The sequence below is a fragment of the Paenibacillus sp. FSL W7-1279 genome, from assembly GCF_037969845.1.
GTDB lineage: Bacteria > Bacillota > Bacilli > Paenibacillales > Paenibacillaceae > Paenibacillus_AQ.
The window spans coordinates 5968949-5987289 of the sequence record NZ_CP150215.1; the positions used below are offsets into that span (position 1 = coordinate 5968949).

An 18341-nucleotide genomic window follows, 5' to 3' on the forward strand; every position below is an offset into this window, starting at 1 on the left:
ACGATGTTCGTTTTACCATAGACTGTTACCTGATCTGCGTGCTACCACGTTGGCAATGGTCAGAAGCATCACGCTGATTACCGCTTTGAACAAGCCTACAGCCGTTGCATAAGAGAACCGGGAGTTTTCAATACCAATTCGGTAAACATAAGTATCAATTACATCTGATACCTCTCTTAAAACAGGGTTCTTAGCCAAGAGTAAAATATCCTCAAATCCTGCATTGAGCAGGCTACCTATTGCCAGAATCATAAAGATGATAACGACAGGCATAATGGATGGTAATGTAATCGTGAAAATCTGTCTGAATTTGCTCGCTCCATCCATATCCGCAGCCTCGTACATATGGGGATCTACACCCGCTACAGCCGCCAAGTAAACGATGGAGGAAAACCCAATTTCCTTCCAGAGCCCTGTGGTCACCAATATCCACCAAAAGTATTCAGGAATGGATAGAAAGTTAATAGGCTCTTTAATCAAGTTCATTTTTTCTAATAGAATGTTTACACTTCCATTATCGGTAGACAGCATGGAAACCACAAACCCTGATACGATAACCCAGGATAAGAAATGGGGCAGATAACTGACGGTCTGCACCAATCGTTTGAAGAACATATGGCGAACTTCATTCAGCATCAGCGCAAGCAGGATCGGAGCTGGAAAGCCGATCAAAAACTTGAGTAAGCTGATAACGATGGTGTTTCGCATCACGTTCATAAACTCTGGAGACTCAAAGAACATCCGGAAATGCTTCATCCCTACCCAAGGGCTGTCTCCCATGCCTTTGAAGATATTAAAATCCTGAAACGACATCAGAATACCGTACATCGGTATATAACTGAAAATAAAAATGAGTGCGAGAGCGGGAAGTACCATTAACTGAATATCCCACTGTTTAAAAAAGCGAATGAATCCGTTGTCTCTCTTCCGTTTTGGAACAGTTTCCTGTTCTACGGATATTTGCGCCATGTCCAACCCCCCGTGTGTTCTATGCCATGAAGTTTTACCTGATGTCTAACATTGTAGAATAAATGATCCCATATAAACATTTGCCTATTCAACGAAAAATGATATTATTCAATCGAAAATTAAAACGCTTACAGCTTACGGGAGGGATGAGAAACCCCAAAAAAGCTCCTTTAACGGGGCAGGTAGTCTCATTCACCCTGGCATCTTAATCCCGGACATAGAAATTCCCCTAGCGTCAATAGTGTCAAGTTCATTTCACATGAACAGTTGTTCCACCATTCACTACAAGGGGAAGTATCCATAAGCTTTATCAACATTTAACCGAGTGATCATGAAAAATGATACTAATCAATTAATAACGGCGGAATACACAATTCCAAACCTATGGCTGTTAACTATAACGATGACGGGATCATATTAAGGACACACCGATATCAACAAAAATACAACGATTGCGATTGATCGCAACCGTTGTATTAAAATTCTTATGACTTGCTCTTCACCCGTACAGGCGGAAGCAATTTATTCATATTCACCGTGCGCTTGATCTCCCAGGTTTCCGGCTGATCATGTTCATACTGTTCCAAATAGGCGATGACTTCCTTGGTAATCGGAGTCGGTGTTGATGCCCCTGATGTCACAGCCACTTTGCCTACGCCTTCAAGCCATTCGCGTTTAAGCTCCGTCACATCGCCAATGCGGTGAGCCGGTACGCCGGCTATCTCTTCGGATACCTGTGCAAGACGGTTTGAGTTATTGCTGCGCGGATCGCCGACCACGATGACCAAATCCGCCTGGCCCGCTTGCTCGGCTACAGCCTCCTGCCGAACTTGTGTTGCAAGGCAGATTTCATTATGAATCTCCGCCCCCGGAAATTTATCGAGCAGACTCTTCATGATATGCTTGATGTCCCATTGACTCATCGTTGTCTGGTTCGTAATGATGATTCGGGACGATTTGACCTGAAGCTGTTCGATCTCTTCTTCCTTCTCGATCAGATGCACGTGATCCGGTGCAATCCCGATCGCGCCTTCCGGTTCGGGATGTCCCTTCTTCCCGATATAAATGATCTCATACCCGTCCGCTGCCTTCTCCCGGATCAAATCATGGGTTTTCGTAACGTCCGGACATGTTGCGTCGAGCGTGGTTAACCCTTTATCTCGCGCAAGCTTGCGTACTTCGGGAGAGACCCCGTGTGCGGTAAATATGACGGTGCCGCTCTCCACCTGGCTCAGGATTTCCATCCGGTTCGGACCGTCCAGGGTAATGATGCCTTCATCCTCAAAGGATTGCGTGACATGACTGTTATGCACAATCATGCCCAATATATAAATAGGCCGAGGAAGATCCAGATTCTGGGCCGCCTGACGTGCCAAGACCATAGCGTCAACGACACCGTAACAGTAACCTCTCGGTGATATTTTCAAGACTTCGATGATCCTCACCTGCTTTCCGTTGTCATACATAAAGTATCCAGTCTATTATAACCTATTCCAGCGGAGGAGCAAAGACGACGGGCAGCCAGACGATAAAGGTGCTGCCTTCCCCTCTTCGGGTAACAACCTCGACAGAGCCCTTGTGCTCATCAATAATCCATTTGGCGATGGATAAGCCAAGACCGGTCCCGCTCGTGATGCCTCTGGACTGATCCGCGCGATAGAAACGCTCGAATATAAACGGAACCTCATCCTTATCCATGCCGATCCCCGTATCCGAAATTCGCAGCCCGACCTGACCCTTGTACAGGACGACATCCAGGCTGACTTCACCCTCCGGCGTATACTTGAACGCATTCTCGATAAAGATGAACAGCATCTGCTGCAAGTAGTCCTTATTTCCTTCTACATAAACTCCGTTCAGGACAGACAGCTCTCCGACATGCCACTCAGCGGTTTTATCAAGGAAATGAGCACGCCGTGCGACCTCTTCAACCAATGGCTGCAGAGGAACCGGATTCAGCTCAAAGGTCTGACCGGTATCGGCTCGCGCCAGAGATAACATATCGTTCACCAGCCGGCTCATCCGCTTCGCTTCATCGGATATATCTCCCACCGCTTCGAACGAGATTTGTTTGATCGTTTCTTCGTCCATATTCGCTCTCTCACCAGGGGCTTCCGTCCACATCTTCTGGAGGAGATCCACATTCCCCCGGATGGTGGTCAGCGGCGTTCGGAGTTCATGGGAAGCATCCGATACGAAACGCCGCTGGGCCGCATAGGCATCTTCAAGCTCTTTATAAAAGCCCTCCGTCCTCTCAAGCATGCCGTTAAACGTGCCAATCAATTGCCCGATCTCGTCCTCTGGCCCATCGTATTCGATTCGTACGCTGAGGTCGGTTCCCTTCTGGATCTGCTCGGCCGCCTCCGTGACCTTGCCGATCGGTTTCATGGATTTCCGGGCGAGGAACAAGCCTAGTGTGGAAGCAATGACAAGCGTAGCTGCGGATCCCATGATGAGGATGGATTGGAGTCGGTCCAGTGTCTCGTCAATGGTTCGCGTGTTTGCTCCCACTTGAATCCAGCCGAACAATTTCCCTGAGTTTGTTTCTACAACCTGGTTTTCAAATACCAAGAATGTATTACCGTTCACAGTAACACGCTTAAACGCATGTTTAGTTGAATTTAAAGCTTTCTCTACAGAAGGAACGTCAAATTCGATACCGCTGAACGCCATATTCTGAGACTGCCATAATTTACCATTATAAAATGTATAGGTCTGCACATAGAGATCTGCCTCCTCTAAGCTGATAGCGGAGGATCTATTAGGCAGAACTTCCACCGCCCCTTGCGTAAAACCAATTTTATCAGCTTGCTGTGCAATCCGCTGTTTTAACTCCTCATACGTATACAAATGGACAAAGCCATACACCGCCGAGCTGAAAATCAGCAGTGTCACGAACAAAATGCCGGTATACCATGCTGTCAGTCTTAACCGAATGGACATGCTAGTTATCTCCTCTTAAAATATAGCCGGCTCCGCGGATCGTCTGGATCAGCCGTTTACCTCCATGTTCCTCGGTCTTTTGCCGGAGCATGGCGATGTAAACCTCCAGCACGTTGGACTCCCCGCTGTAGTCATAGCCCCATATTTTATCCATGATCAAATCGCGGGACAGCACCCGCTTCGGATTTTGCATAAACAGATGCAGCAGCTCAAATTCCTTGGCGGTGAGCTCCAGTCTTTGCCCGCTGCGAATGACTTCCCTTGCATCGGTATCCATCACGAGATCCTCGAAGGTCAGTCGGTGGTTAGAGCTATCATCCCCGGTTTTGCGGCGCAGCAAGGCCCGTACGCGGGCGAGCAGCTCCTCCAGCGCGAAGGGTTTGACTAAGTAATCATCCGCTCCGGTATCCAGTCCCTTGACCCGATTCTCCACCTCATCCTTCGCCGTCAGCATCAGCACCGGTGTCGTGCTTCCGCCTTCCCGGAGTCTGCGCAGCGCTTCAAATCCATCGACCTGAGGCATCATGACATCCAGAACGACAACGTCCGGGTCCTCACTCAAAATCACTTTCAAACCTTCCGCTCCGTTGGATGCGGTCAGGACGTCATAGCCCTCAAACGCAAGTCCCCTGCGCAGCATCGAAATAATCTTCTCATCATCATCTACAATTAATATCCGGGATCGCATAGCGGCATCTCCTCTATCTTCTAGCGTTAAATTTAGTACGACGTTACAATCCCATTATATCGGTCGTCTCAAGGACAAGACAAGCGGAAGGGAACGGTCCCTTCCGCTTGTTGTCACACATATCCAGGGTTACGGTTGTTGCTGTTGTTGCTGCTGTTGGGATAGATCAAACTTATTACGGTCCCCGATTGTCAGTGGCAGATCAATCTTCTTGCCGTTACGAACCACATTCAGCGTAATTTTGTCTCCGACTTTCTTCGATTGTATGAATTCAGTCAAATCCTTCGAGGTCGGATATTTCGTCCCGTCCACGCCCACAATGATGTCATATTGACGCAGGTCCGCTTCATAAGCCGGCGAACGGAATACGACGCCGTCAACATAAGAGCCTTCCGTTACGTCGGTGCCCAGGGACTGGGCAATTTGCGGAGTGACCGTTCCCAAGGTTGCCCCTATAAACGGAACCGGCTCTTTCGGAACTTCCTCGTTGTTTTTCAGGTATTCCACAACTTCCTTGATCGTGCTGGACGGAATCGCAAATCCGATCCCTTGCGCTTCCGCGCTGACGGCTACGTTCATCCCGATAACCTCGCCCTTCAGATTGAGAAGCGGTCCACCGGAGTTACCCGGATTAATCGAAGCATCGGTTTGCAGAAGATGCTCGTAATTCCGTTCAGCTTCGCCATTCGTCCCTTGAATATCGATCTCGCGTTCCTTCGAGCTAAGTACGCCTGCGGTTACCGTATGCTCAAAACCGTGCGGGTTACCGATGGCAACAAGCCATTCACCGACCTTCAGCGAGTTGGAGTCGCCTAGCTGCACCGATGGAAAGTCGGCCCCTTCTATTTTTAGTACGGCCAAATCGAGCTCATAGCTGGAACCGAGCAGTTTCGCTTCATATGGCTTTTTGGTACCCTGAACCGTCACTTGGATCACATCTGCGCCATGGATCACATGCTCATTCGTCAAAATGTATCCCGACTTCTCAAAGATGAAGCCCGAGCCGATGCCTGAAGGCTGAAGCTGGGATTCCTGACCTCCGTTGTTGCTGCTTCCACCGTTTCCGCCATTTCCTCCCTGGCTCGATTGTCCGCCGCCGAAGAAGTACCAGAACGGATCATTCATGTTCGGATTCGTGCTTTGACGATTGCTGCTGTTTACAAGCGTCTCGATCAGCACGACGGCTGGACTCGCCTGATCCACAACAGCCGATACATCTCCTTGACCCGAAGGAATCATGGCCGATGCCGTAGTAGCTCCGCCGTTATCATCAACGCTAGCTGAAGTTTCATGGGCTGGCTCCGATGAATACGCCGCATCCGGCGTAAACAGATTCGTGCGGTCCGCGGCAAACATCAGGCTTGAGATCACGAGGACACCTGCCAAGAAGGACAACAGCACCGTCTTCACGGAATTTTTAGGCTTCTGGCTGTAGTTCCATTCTTTGTTTCTTTTCATCGAATCCATAGACCCGCCGCCCCCTTGGCTTCCGGAGGAATGTGACTGCGAGAAACCGGAGGATGGTATCGGTTTAACCGGCTGCGGAGCGGTAACCTCCACTTCCTGCGATTCCCGGCTTTGATATGGTCGCTCCGTCTGCTGATCATCGCGTTCATTGGGTATGGACTGAAACGGTCCGTAAGAATAGTAATAAGACGAATTCTTCGTGGATGCTTCCTCACGTCTCGGTGCTTCATTGTTATTCGACTCATTGTTCATTCCCTCATCATCCGGATACCCGTAGCGCTTTCTTTGGTCGTCCATAGGTCTACCTCCTATTTAAAATCACTTGCTTCCAAGTGGTTTCATTGATTAACTGTTCTTATTGTGTACTATAAACCTTAATAGTACCTTAAAAACAATTAAAAGGCAGATAAAAAGAAAGCCGGGCGGCGTCAAGGGAATCTGATCCGAATGGAATCGCTATATTTTGACCCATCCCTTCCGGTGGGCATAAATCGCCAATTGCGTGCGGTCTTCCAGCTCACACTTCATCAGCAGATTGCTGACATGGGTTTTAACCGTTTTAATGCTGATATGCAACTCTTCGCCGATCTCTTTGTTGCTCTTGCCCTCGGCAATGAGCAGCAGCACTTCTTTCTCGCGCTCGGTAAGCCCCGAATCATCGCCGTTCACCATATGTCGGCGGATCCCCCGGGTAAGTGCTTCCGACACGTCTTTGGTCATGACCGGCATGCCCCTGAACGCTCCCTGAAGAGCGTAAATGAGTTCGTCAGCCGAAACGGTTTTCAGTACATAACTGACAGCCCCCGCCTCAATGCACTCAACCACAAGCTCATCTTCAAGAAAACTGGTCAGAATCACAATCTTCTGGTCCGGGAACTCGGACATGACCGCACGCGTGGTCTCTGCCCCGTTCATCACCGGCATCATCAGATCCATAAGAATGAGATCAGGCCGGTCTGCCTCATCTCCATTTCTTAACATATCAACAACCTCTTGGCCGTTTGCTGCCTCTCCGATCACTTCAAATCCCGGATCCAGCGACAAATACGTTTTTAATCCCATACGAACCATATCATGATCATCCGCCAGCAATATCCGAATCGTACCCATAATGATGTTGTCCCCTCTCTACTCCACTGGCTCAGCCAGCTCTTCCTGTTCCTTGCTCTCTTCCGCAGCCGGTCCCTGACTACCCTCGGCCTCAAATAGCGGAATGTTTACGCGAACTGTCGTTCCTGCACCCTTTTTGCTTATGATATCGACCTGGCCACCAAGCTTTTCGGCTCGCTCACGCATCGTGGACAGCCCGTATGAGCCCTGCTTGCCTGCCACCTCGTCAAACCCGATCCCGTCGTCGCTGATGCTTAAAATAACGCGTTTCTGATCCTCACGAAGCGACATGCTGACAAGGCTTGCACCGGCATGTTTCACAATGTTGGCTACGGCTTCCTGGATAATCAGGAACAACTGATGCTCAATCGCATCGGACACTCCGCCGTAAAGTTCCACATCCTTCATGCCCTTCAGGCCATTTTGGCGGCAGTAATCCGGAAACCACCGTTCGAGTGCCTCCTCCAGGGTTCTTCCTTCCAATTCAACAGGTCGAAGCTGTGCAATCAGCGCCCGCATCTGCTTCTGTGCCACGTGAGACATCTCAATCAACTGACCGAGCACTTTATCGCCGTGCTCCGGGTTTCTCTTCAGAACCGCCGGAAGCGATGAAGCCGACATATGAATCGCGAACAACTGCTGACTGACCGTATCATGCAAATCCCTTGCCATCCGGCGTCGTTCCTCAAGCACGGCGGCTTCCGCGGCGATCTCTTTCTCAATGACATCCTGCTCACCCAGGCGCTGCAGCAGCTTCATCTTCTTCTCCAGCGCTTCCGTCATTCCGTTAAACTCATCATATACTCTGGCAAAAGAACCGTCTTCCATAGCCGGCAGCCGCACATTCAGATTTCCTTTGGCAACCTGCAGCATGTTCAGATGTAGCAGGTCCAGCGGTCGCTGAATACGCTGCCCCGCGATGTATCCCGCAATCCCCGTAAACAGAAGTACACCGACCGTGTAATATACCCACAGCCGGTTATCTTCAATATGTATGTAGCCGGATTGGTTTGCTGTATACAGGAAAACAGCAACCCCGGCTCCAATCAACAGAAAGTAAAACAGTATCACCCATTTGGTATTTTTCAATATTCCCATCATAACGGTTATCCTACCCTATTCACTTTGACATCACCGATAAATACGCTGACGGTGATGCGTATTTTCTTACCGGCTTCCCTGTAATGCGGGCTTTCCAGTCCGGCATTGCTCATAAAGCCGCTGCGGCTTTCCTCCAGCACCTTCATATCGCCAATGAAGGAGTTGGTCGTGACATGAATGCCGACATCCGAATCATTAGGAACGAATACCTTGACATCCCCGATAAACGCCGAGATGTTGATTTTCGTTTCTCCGTAAGGGATTTGAGCTTTGGTCAGATCCAGCACCGTATCACCGATGAACTGGGAGATATTTGTCGGCTTCAGCTGAAAATAATCTTTTCCCATATGCACGTCCCCGATAAAAGAGGACTTGTTCACCGCATCATGGCTGTGCCAAGATTGATGATGGTGTTGATGTTGGTGCTGTTCATCCTTATAATCCGATCCGTTGCCGTAGCTTTTGCCGTTATCGTCAAAATCCACATGAACTCTGAACTTGCTGCGATCCTGATGCTCCTGGCGCGGGCGCTCCTGCTGCTGTCCCTGCCAGCGGTAACCCTTGCCCTGCTCATGAAAATCCGGTGATCCTGGTTCGCGATCGGGCAGGATATTCTCAGACTTGTCAGCCTTGTCTGGCTTGCCAAATCTCCGTTCGAATTCTTCATCCAGGGAAGAATCCAGCGGACGCGCTTCAGGCGGATCGGGAATGTTGTAATGCTCGCTACGATGCGAGCTAAAGTCATCCGGACTTGGCGGCGATGGCGGCGGCGTATGAGGTTTCGGTTTGAAAATGACCTGCAGTCCAAACCCAATCAAGATAATAGGAATCGCATACTTGATCAGATCGCCAAACGAGAAGTCAATCAAATTCAGGTTTCTTCCAAGAAAATACGACCCGATAATGATCGGCACGACAGAGCCCCATAGTGCCCCTCCGCGGGCATAAATTAAGCTTTGCAGCCCGAACCAGATGATGAACACCGGCCAAAAAGTCGAGAATATATAACCAAGGTCCACATGTATCATATCAAGCTGATTTAGAAGAAACACCACACCAATACCGATGAGCAGCAATCCGTTGCTAAGCTGGCTCCATCCTTTTCTACTCATGGTCATCCCCTTGCCTTCCAGTTCTATTTTTTCTTAACTACAGTGTACAACATATTGCGATGAACAGGTTAGCGGCGGTGGAATGAAGTTGATCTCGGTCTAGAGACGGAGTCCATGGATAAAAATGGAAGTAGAGCCATAATAAAAGACCCCCGCTAAAGCGGAGGTCTTATTTTTGCACGAACGGGCGCTGGCATCTACACCTTAACGGTTTGTTGGATGGTCCCCTGGTGTGTTCAGTTCGCCAAACTCAGCATCAAACTTCTCGTTCGGTTTTTTGTAGTTCTCTTGAACTTTGGAATTCCCTTTTGGGTTGCTGGCTATGCTGGTATCTTCAGCAAACTCAGCGTTAAACTTTTCATTCGGCGTTTTAAAGTTCTCTTGTACCTTGTTCTTTTTAGCCACAGTATTCACCTCCCTGTTCATATGCAATACCATCATCCTCTTCAGGGGTTTGGCCCCCGAAAAGTAGTATGTGATGAACAGGGAGGCATTATTCTTAAATGTTTACTGCCAATCTACGCGCCAAAATCACCCTAAATGGCTTCCTCCAAAACGGATGCCGGCAGGAAACGATAGGTCTCGATCGCGTTATCCAGGGTTCTGAGCATTTCCTCCGTGCATTTGCCGCTTCCGGTTTTAATGACCTGTACCTCGACGTCCTTCTTCCCCCACTCCTTAAACACTTGTTTGGTTGTGGAGAAATAAAGATCGATTTTTTGCCCTTTGATCGCTGATCCGATATCCGCTACGATTCCATAACCATAACCCGGTATATAGAGAATACTGCCAAGCGGAAAAACATCCGGATCCGCGGCAATCGTTGATAGCGTATTTCGATCCCGCTTCACCTTCACCCCGGAATAGGTGATTCCATATTGAGGATGTCCCGGCTTCTTCCCGGTCGATTCATAACCTGCCGTATAGCCCGTAGCGGTGACCTTCACCGTATGCAGCACCTGGTCCTCCCTAGGCGCAAGCACGGGCATGGATTCGCGTTTCTTGCCAGGCACGCTGGCCTTAGGCCCCGTATCCGGAACATCCAAGTATCTATTCATATCGCTAAAACCTGCTACTCGAAGCGCATAGAAGCGAGACATTTCCACGTAATCGGAGCCTTGAAATTCCCCGGACGGATCATACACATTTCTTAAGTCTGTTGAATCATAGGATTCGCTTAGAATCAGATTATGGGCATCTACTGTTGAAGAACCTGCACTGAACAAGACGGCTGATAAAATAAAACCAGCAAAAAACCTCTGCCATTTTTTCCATTGGATCATGTGAGTACCTCCCCCTTACTAGCGAGGGTTCCCACTTCCCAAAAAGAATATACGTGATGGCAGAGGTTTGCATGTCCCTTCGTTACTTAGCTTTATAGAGGTTGTTCAAAAAGTCCGCTTTTGATAAGAAAACCTCTATCGAGGCCACTTCAAGGATGAGCGACCGCGATGCATAGGTAGGTTTTCTTGCGATATCGAAATTAATCAGTTCTGCTGATAACGAATAAATTCTATATCTAACACGAAGCGAATCAGGAAGCAGCTCGTCATCGAATCTTGAATTCAGCCGGGCCTAAGTAGAAGCTTCCGAAGCATGTTTCCTGCGAAAACATTTCAGGTGCTCACGTACCCAAAACAGCAGATGCTTTCGAAGGCGTTTTCTGCGAAAACGTGTAGCTCCGCTCCTCACTCCCTAGCTTCATCCAACCTTCTTGGTGCTGAAAATCGACCTTTTTGAACACGCACTTAAAGCTAAACTTAAACGACATGGGTGTTAATTTCTTCACGAAGCTTGAGGATGATCTCGTCGAGCGGCTGGGCACCGATATCCCCTTCGCCGCGTTTGCGAACGGAAACCGCACCAGCATTTTTCTCGTTCTCGCCAACGATGAACATGTAAGGAATCTTCTCGAGCTGCGCTTCCCGAATCTTGTAGCCCAGCTTCTCGTTGCGAAGATCCGGCTCTACAGAGATACCGGCGAATTGAAGCTTCTCGGCCACTTCCTTGGCATAATCCTCAAAGGCATTGGAGACCGGAATGACTTTCACCTGTACCGGTGACAGCCACAGCGGCAGCGCACCCGCAAAATTCTCAAGCAAGAACGCAGTGAAGCGTTCCATGGTGCCCAGAATACCGCGGTGGATCACGACCGGACGATGCTTCTGGCCATCGTCGCCGACATATTCCAGTTCAAAGCGCTCAGGCAGCAGGAAGTCGAGCTGAACGGTTGACAGCGTCTCTTCCTTGCCTAGAGCCGTACGGATCTGAACGTCGAGCTTCGGACCGTAGAAGGCAGCTTCGCCTTCGGCCTCATAGAACGGCATATCCAGGCTTTCGACAACTTCGCGCAGCATGCGCTGGGACATTTCCCACATTTCATCATTCTGGAAATACTTCTCGGTATCCTGCGGATCCCGGTAAGAAAGACGGAAGCGGTAATCATGGATGCCAAAGTCCTTGTAGACCGTCATGATCAGCTGAATGACACGTGCAAACTCTTCCTTGATCTGATCCGGACGGCAGAAAATATGCGAGTCGTTCAACGTCATCGCGCGCACCCGATGCAAGCCGGTCAGTGCACCGGACATTTCATAGCGGTGCTGCATGCCAAGCTCAGCAATACGAATCGGCAGATCCCGGTAGCTGTGCATATCGCTCTTATAAACCATCATATGGTGAGGACAGTTCATCGGACGAAGAACAAGCTCCTCGTTGTCCATCTCCATTTTCGGGAACATATCTTCCTGATAGTGCTCCCAGTGACCGGAGGTTTTGTACAGCTCCACGTTTCCGAGCACAGGCGTGTACACGTGCTGGTACCCGAGGCGCTCTTCCATGTCCACGATATAACGCTCCAGGGTACGGCGCAATTTCGCGCCGTTTGGCAGCCAGATCGGCAGGCCTTGTCCTACAAGCTGAGAGAACGTAAACATTTGCAATTCCTTGCCCAGCTTACGATGATCACGCTTCTTGGCTTCTTCCAGCAGATGAAGATGCTCATCGAGCTGCGCTTTTTTCACAAACGCCGTACCGTAAACGCGCTGAAGCATTTTGTTCTTGCTGTCGCCGCGCCAGTATGCGCCCGCCACGTTCATGAGCTTGAATACTTTGATCTTGCCGGTTGAAGGGACATGCGGTCCACGACAGAGATCAAAGAACTCGCCTTGCTCATAGATCGTAATAACGCTATCCTCAGGCAGGGCATTGATCAGTTCCAGCTTGTACGGATCCCCGAGCTCGCCGAAGATGCGCAGCGCTTCCGCACGGCTTACTTCCTTGCGGACAATCGGAAGATTCTCGCCGATAATGCGTTCCATTTCCTTCTCGATCTTTTGCAGGTCCTCCGGATTCAAAGGCTCTTCCAGATCCATGTCATAGTAGAAGCCGTCCTCAATGACCGGACCCACGCCCAGCTTTACTTCTTTGGCTCCATACAAACGCTTGGTCGCTTGAGCCAGCAAATGCGCTGTACTATGACGCATCACTTCAAGCCCTTCGGGTGTATCCTGCGTTACGATCTCGATCAAAGCTCCGTCCTGAAGCGGTGTCGAAAGATCCACGACGATCCCGTCCATTTTTCCCGCGACCGCATTCTTTCTAAGTCCGCTGCTGATTGAAGCAGCCACATCCTCAATACTGCTGCCCGCCTCATACTCCCGTACGGAGCCGTCAGGCAATTTAATGCTAATAGCCACCTTGTATTCCTCCCAAGAAAAAGAATTTCACGTTTCTTCCATATATGAAGGACGCGTTAGTCTCCCCGCGAAGACAGGCATGGACCGCTGAGGTGCCCGCCAAGACTTCAACGAAAGATACCGGAACATGCAAAAAACACCCGTCCCGCGAAGGGACGAGTGTTATACCCGTGGTTCCACCCTAATTCGATCTCTTTCATCACCTTATGTACTGGGTACATAAACGATTAAGATCCTTCATCAGCATTGAGTAACGGTCATGAACCGGTGAAGCCTACTCATCCGCATTCTGACGTGCGGGTTCGACGACACAGCTACAAAGGGGTAAATCAATGGTGAACCGGAGGAAATTGCAGCCGAGGTTTCCTCTCTCTGAGCGGTCAAATCCAAAATTGATTCATGTCTTTGTCAGAGCTTTTACGTGAATTTATCAGTAATTATAATCCTGACCGCTTCGATGCGTCAAGTCATCATTCGTCCGCTACCGAGAAGCGCGCTGCATTCGGGACAGCTGCAGCATACTTCGGCGCGGTTATCAAAGATATGGGCCAACGTCACGATGACGGGAAGCTCAGGCTGCCTCGTGTGGATAATCATGCGGGCCGGAGATACCGAAATCAGCGTGCTGACCACCATATCTTCAATCTCCATATCCTGGTCCAGCCTTTCCATAACGAGTCCTTCATCCCGAGGGCGTTCAATCGGACGAAGATTGCCATCCAGCAGCAGGAACTCTTCCTCCCCCTTATGAATGACATGAACCAGCGGCATTTTGGGCTCCTGAAAATAAACAAAATATTTCAGCAGACTGACGAACTCCTCGTACTGCTGATCCAGCATAAATTCATCCACTGCATACTCCGCCATCTCGCGGAGCTCCTGTTCATAAGACTGAAGCCGGAAGGTTATAAACCCATCCAGATTAAGCTCAGGCGCCTCGTTCAGGCATTGATATATGCCTTCCGACAGCTTGCGTCTGCGGCTCTGCCAGAAGTCCCCGGACGGGCCTTCCTCTTTTTGCAGGAGCATCAAAAACCACTGCAGGATCCGCCCCGCTTCTTCCTCATCATCAAACTCGAATTCCGAGAACATTAACCGTGCAGCAATCTCCTGCTCTTTCTCTTCCATAATATAAGCAGTGACTGCTTCGGCAGTGAGCCGGCGCAGCGTGTCGGCCGATGCGGTCCATGAGGACAGCGGAAGCTTGCCGGAGCACGTCCAAATCACGCGGTCATCCGAAGCGCTGAATGTGAATTTCAGCTGCTTGCATTGTTTATGTAGCTCTTTCTGCTTGTCTGACAATATACGGTGAAAAGCCTTTTTCTCGTCTTCCGTCCGTGTACCGACAGAAATGCTGAACAGTTCCATGGAATCACTCCTTTCGAGTTCCCTTTTCAGTATATGGGGACCCGCTCGGGGATATACGGAACTCCTGCTTGGAAAAACAAGCAAGTCCGGAAAATATCTAATCAACGGCCGCATCCTAAATATGTCCATCAACGCACATACTCTCTGATCCAAATTAAAAAGGCGGACCGAGTTGCTCGGCCCGCCTTGCGGATCTTCATGAAGTATAGAATTAGTTCTGCATGACGAAGTCGCGCTCAACGGTGCTGTTATCTTCGAACACGCGCAGAATATCATACCGGGTGTTGCGTTGAGCCGGGATGTTGCCGGTCTCCCGGATCAATTGAATAATCGATTCAATGTTGACCTTATAGACGGCTCCTGCGGAAGAAACCACGTTCTCCTCCATCATCGTGCTTCCAAAGTCATTACAGCCGTAGCTGAGTGACAGCTTGCCGATTTCAGGTCCCATCGTTACCCAGGACGACTGCAGATTCGGAACGTTATCGATCGCCAAGCGACCGATGGCTACCGTCTTCAAGTACGCCTCCGGCGTTTCGCGCTCGCGCTTAAGGTTCGTATTGTCCGGCTGGAACGTAAATGGAATGAAGGCCAGGAAGCCTTTGGAATCATAACCGTTCTGAATGCATTCATCCTGCGCATCACGTACGCGAAGCATATGTAGCGCACGCTCTTCCATCGTTTCGCCCAGACCGATTACCATGGTAGCTGTCGTGTTCATGCCCACTTTATGGGCCGTTTGCATGACATCCATCCACTGGCGCCATGTGCCTTTCAGACGACTGACCTTTTTGCGGATACGATCATCTAAAATCTCGGCGCCGCCGCCAGGCAATGAGTCCAGACCCGCGCTGTGAAGCTCGCGCATCACCTCTTCGAGCGTAAGCCCGGAGATCTCCACCATTTTCATAATTTCCGCCGGGGAGAACGAATGCATCGTGATGTTAGGAAACCGCTTCTTAATGTTGCGAAGCAGGTCGGTATAATAATTGAAAGGCAAATCCGGATTAACGCCGCCCTGCATCAGAATCTCAGTACCGTTCACATCCTCGGTTTCCTGAATCTTCTGGAAGATTGTTTCATCGGGCAGTACATAGCCCTCGGAAGAGCCGGGTCTGCGATAAAAAGCGCAAAAACGGCAGAATACATCACATATGTTTGTGTAATTGATATTCCGGCCGATAACAAATGTCGTGATAGGATCCGGATGCAGACGCTTTGTCATCACATCCGCCGCATGACCAATTTTCTCAATCTCATCACTTTCAAAAAGCGTTACGGTATCTTCCAGGTTCAAACGCTCACCGCGTAAAGCTTTATCCAATATACGGTTTACCGCACTCATTCTTGCAGCCTCCCTACTTAGAGCAAAATAACAAATCACCAGCAAAACTTTTTCTATCTCATCCTACCACAATCCGGCATTAAAAACGACATCCCGTCCGTGACAGGATGCCGAATTCTATGATTTGGCAAATCTTTAGTAACTGGCAGCAAAAGCCCGATCCAGATCAGCAATCAGATCGTCCACATCCTCGAGTCCGACCGAGAAACGAAGCAAGCCATCCGTAATTCCGCGTTCATGCCGAACCTTCTCGCCCATGGCCGCATGCGACATCATTGTCGGATACGACAGGATGCTCTCCACGGCTCCCAGGCTGACCGCTACCAGCGGCAGCTTCACATGGTTCAGCACGTGCTTGGCGCGTTCGCCTGAGCCGACGTCAAAAGAGATGACCGCGCCATAACCGCTCGATTGCTTCTCATGGACTTCACGTCCCGGATGATTCAAGAGGCCAGGGTAGTACACTTGCTCAATGTCGCTTCTCCCTTGCAGCCAGGCCGCCAGCTTGGCCGCGCTTTGCTCGGAGTGGGCCATACGTGTGCTGAGTGTTTTCATTCCGCGCATAAGGAGCCAGGAATCCTGGACCCCAAGGACCGTGCCCAAACCATTTTGCAGTTGCTTCAGTTGGTCTCCCAGCTCCTCGGTTCTGGCTACCGCGAGACCTGCCAGCACATCGCTGTGCCCGCCAAGGAATTTGGTCGCGCTATGGATCACGATATCCACGCCGAATTCAATCGGACGCTGGTAAAACGGCGTCATGAACGTATTATCCAGCAGGGTAAGCAGGCCATGCTCCTTCGCCCAATCCGTCACCGCACCAATGTCGGTAATTTTCAGGGTCGGGTTTGAAGGGGTTTCCATATAGACGGCTTTCGTATTCGCTTTGAGGGCCGCCTTCACCTGATCCAGATCGGTCATGTCCACGAAGGTGCTCTCGATGCCCATACGGCTTAAAATGCTGGTCAGCAAGCGGTAGGTTCCGCCGTACACATCCTCCGTCACGATCATATGATCCCCCGCACTGAGCAGCATGAACGAGCTGGAGATCGCTGCCATACCGGAAGCATAAGCGAAACCGCGTACGCCTCCCTCCAAAAGGGCGATATAATCCTCCAGCGCCTGCCGAGTCGGATTGCCGGAACGGCTGTAATCGTGTTGCGGCGGGTTAAAGATGTCTTCATGGTGAAACGTCGAGGCTTGATAGATCGGAACGCTTGAGGCGCCGGTTGCCCGGTCGATTTCCCCGCCGAAATGCAATAGTTTTGTCTCGAAACGCAGTTCTTCCTCGTGTCCCCGTTTAGCAGCTAACTGCTTGGTTTGCGTTTCCAATCCGGATGGACCTTTATCGATGCTCATTCTCCCGTGCTCCCTTCCACTTCAGCCATGGCCGCGCTCAGTGCAGCATCCAAATCCGCGATCAAGTCATCCGCATGCTCGATGCCGACCGAGAACCGGAGCAAGCGGTCATCCACGCCGATTGCTTCCCGAATCTCAAGCGGGATGTCCGCATGGGTCTGAACAGCAGGGTATGTCATCAGGGACTCAACGCCCCCCAGGCTTTCTGCGAACGCAATCAGCTTAATGTGCCGCAGCACGGGCTCCACATAACGGGCGTCCTTCACCTTGAAGGAGAAGATGCCCGTGTTGCCGCTGGATTGACGATTCTGGATGTCATGTCCCGGATGGTCCGGCAGGGCAGGATAATACACCTCGCCGATCGCCGGGTGAGTTGTCAAAAACGTTGCCACTGCGGTTGCATTCGTCTCGTGCCGATCCATACGCAGCGCAAGCGTCTTCATTCCTCTCATCAGCTGATAGGAATCCGTCGGGCTTAACACAGCGCCGATGGAGTTATGAAGGAAAGCCATCTCCTCCGATAGTTCCTTGCCCTTCGTTACGATGATCCCCGCCAGCACATCGTTATGTCCTCCCAAATACTTGGTGGCGCTATGTATAACGATATCCGCCCCAAGCTCGATGGGTCTTTGGAAATACGGAGTAAGCAGCGTATTATCCACAATGCTGATCAGTTGATGATGCCTTGCCCACGTACAGACGGCTTCGATATCCGTAATCATCATAAGCGGATTGGTCGGCGTTTCGATAAATACAGCCTTCGTGTTGGGCCTTCTTGCCCCTTCCAGCGCATCCGGGTCATTCGTATCCACGTACGTAGCCGTAACGCCGAACTTGGACATAATCCGCTCCAGCAGCCTATACGTCCCACCATACAGATCCAACGATACAATCAGATGGTCCCCTTGACCGAACAAAGCAAAAATCGTCTGAAGGGCAGCCATGCCCGAGCTGCAAGCAAAGCCGGCATCGCCGGATTCCAGCTCGGCGCAGGCGTCCTCCAGTACCGACCGGGTCGGATTTTTCGTACGGGCGTAGTCAAACCCCGTGCTCTGGCCTAATTTGGGATGGCGGTATGCCGTAGCCTGATAAATCGGAAAATTCACGGCTCCGGTTACCGGTTCTTGCACCGAGCCGATCTGTGCCAGCCGGCTCTCTATATTAAAAGGTTTCTTCTCCATCAC

The 18341-nt window shown here is 50.3% G+C and carries 15 protein-coding genes; all 15 read right to left on the reverse strand.

The window, feature by feature from the left end; all coding sequences use genetic code 11:
* Nucleotides 1-12 precede the first annotated feature (12 nt).
* The 15 genes from MKY82_RS26935 to MKY82_RS27005 all read right to left on the reverse strand — a co-directional run bounded on the left by MKY82_RS26935 (nucleotide 13) and on the right by MKY82_RS27005 (nucleotide 18338).
* Entirely contained in the window at nucleotides 13-969 is a 957-nt protein-coding gene (locus MKY82_RS26935; protein ID WP_339294760.1) for an ABC transporter permease subunit, read from the reverse strand.
* A 485-nt stretch (nucleotides 970-1454) separates the two neighbouring features.
* A complete protein-coding gene (locus MKY82_RS26940) occupies nucleotides 1455-2405 on the reverse strand; it encodes a 4-hydroxy-3-methylbut-2-enyl diphosphate reductase (RefSeq protein ID WP_071218136.1) in 951 nt (316 codons plus the stop codon).
* 52 nt (nucleotides 2406-2457) lie between these two features.
* Entirely contained in the window at nucleotides 2458-3912 is a 1455-nt protein-coding gene (locus MKY82_RS26945) for a HAMP domain-containing sensor histidine kinase (RefSeq protein WP_339294761.1), read from the reverse strand.
* A gap of 1 nt (nucleotide 3913) precedes the next feature.
* A complete protein-coding gene (locus MKY82_RS26950; RefSeq protein ID WP_113057613.1) occupies nucleotides 3914-4600 on the reverse strand; it encodes a response regulator transcription factor in 687 nt (228 codons plus the stop codon).
* Nucleotides 4601-4729: 129 nt separating this feature from the next.
* Nucleotides 4730-6364 carry a trypsin-like peptidase domain-containing protein gene (locus MKY82_RS26955; protein WP_339294762.1) on the reverse strand — a complete coding sequence of 545 codons (1635 nt, stop codon included), beginning with the start codon at nucleotides 6362-6364 and terminating at the stop codon, nucleotides 4730-4732.
* A gap of 159 nt (nucleotides 6365-6523) precedes the next feature.
* The gene (locus tag MKY82_RS26960; RefSeq protein WP_071217857.1) at nucleotides 6524-7177 is read right to left on the reverse strand and encodes a response regulator transcription factor; all 654 of its coding nucleotides are present in this window, start codon (nucleotides 7175-7177) and stop codon (nucleotides 6524-6526) included.
* Nucleotides 7178-7195: 18 nt separating this feature from the next.
* A complete protein-coding gene (locus tag MKY82_RS26965) occupies nucleotides 7196-8278 on the reverse strand; it encodes a sensor histidine kinase (protein ID WP_194544307.1) in 1083 nt (360 codons plus the stop codon).
* 5 nt (nucleotides 8279-8283) lie between these two features.
* Nucleotides 8284-9396, reverse strand: a complete 1113-nt coding sequence (liaF, locus tag MKY82_RS26970; protein WP_339294763.1) for a cell wall-active antibiotics response protein LiaF — start codon at nucleotides 9394-9396, stop codon at nucleotides 8284-8286.
* Nucleotides 9397-9594: 198 nt separating this feature from the next.
* Nucleotides 9595-9795, reverse strand: a complete 201-nt coding sequence (locus MKY82_RS26975) for a hypothetical protein (RefSeq protein ID WP_194544309.1) — start codon at nucleotides 9793-9795, stop codon at nucleotides 9595-9597.
* 131 nt (nucleotides 9796-9926) lie between these two features.
* The gene (locus tag MKY82_RS26980; RefSeq protein WP_339294764.1) at nucleotides 9927-10673 is read right to left on the reverse strand and encodes a 3D domain-containing protein; all 747 of its coding nucleotides are present in this window, start codon (nucleotides 10671-10673) and stop codon (nucleotides 9927-9929) included.
* Between the two features lie 477 nt (nucleotides 10674-11150).
* Complete coding sequence (gene thrS, locus MKY82_RS26985) at nucleotides 11151-13088, reverse strand: threonine--tRNA ligase (RefSeq protein ID WP_194544311.1); 1938 nt, start codon at nucleotides 13086-13088, stop codon at nucleotides 11151-11153.
* 462 nt (nucleotides 13089-13550) lie between these two features.
* Nucleotides 13551-14456 carry a putative sporulation protein YtxC gene (locus tag MKY82_RS26990; RefSeq protein WP_113057619.1) on the reverse strand — a complete coding sequence of 302 codons (906 nt, stop codon included), beginning with the start codon at nucleotides 14454-14456 and terminating at the stop codon, nucleotides 13551-13553.
* 211 nt (nucleotides 14457-14667) lie between these two features.
* On the reverse strand, nucleotides 14668-15801 hold the full coding sequence (mqnC, locus tag MKY82_RS26995; RefSeq protein WP_015737124.1) for a cyclic dehypoxanthinyl futalosine synthase: 1134 nt from the start codon (nucleotides 15799-15801) through the stop codon (nucleotides 14668-14670).
* Between the two features lie 135 nt (nucleotides 15802-15936).
* Nucleotides 15937-17157, reverse strand: a complete 1221-nt coding sequence (locus MKY82_RS27000) for an aminotransferase class I/II-fold pyridoxal phosphate-dependent enzyme (RefSeq protein WP_339219472.1) — start codon at nucleotides 17155-17157, stop codon at nucleotides 15937-15939.
* Nucleotides 17154-18338 (reverse strand): PLP-dependent transferase, encoded by a 1185-nt coding sequence (locus tag MKY82_RS27005; protein ID WP_339294765.1) that lies wholly within the window; start codon nucleotides 18336-18338, stop codon nucleotides 17154-17156. Before MKY82_RS27005 ends, MKY82_RS27000 begins: the two co-directional genes overlap by 4 nt.
* Nucleotides 18339-18341: the final 3 nt, after the last annotated feature.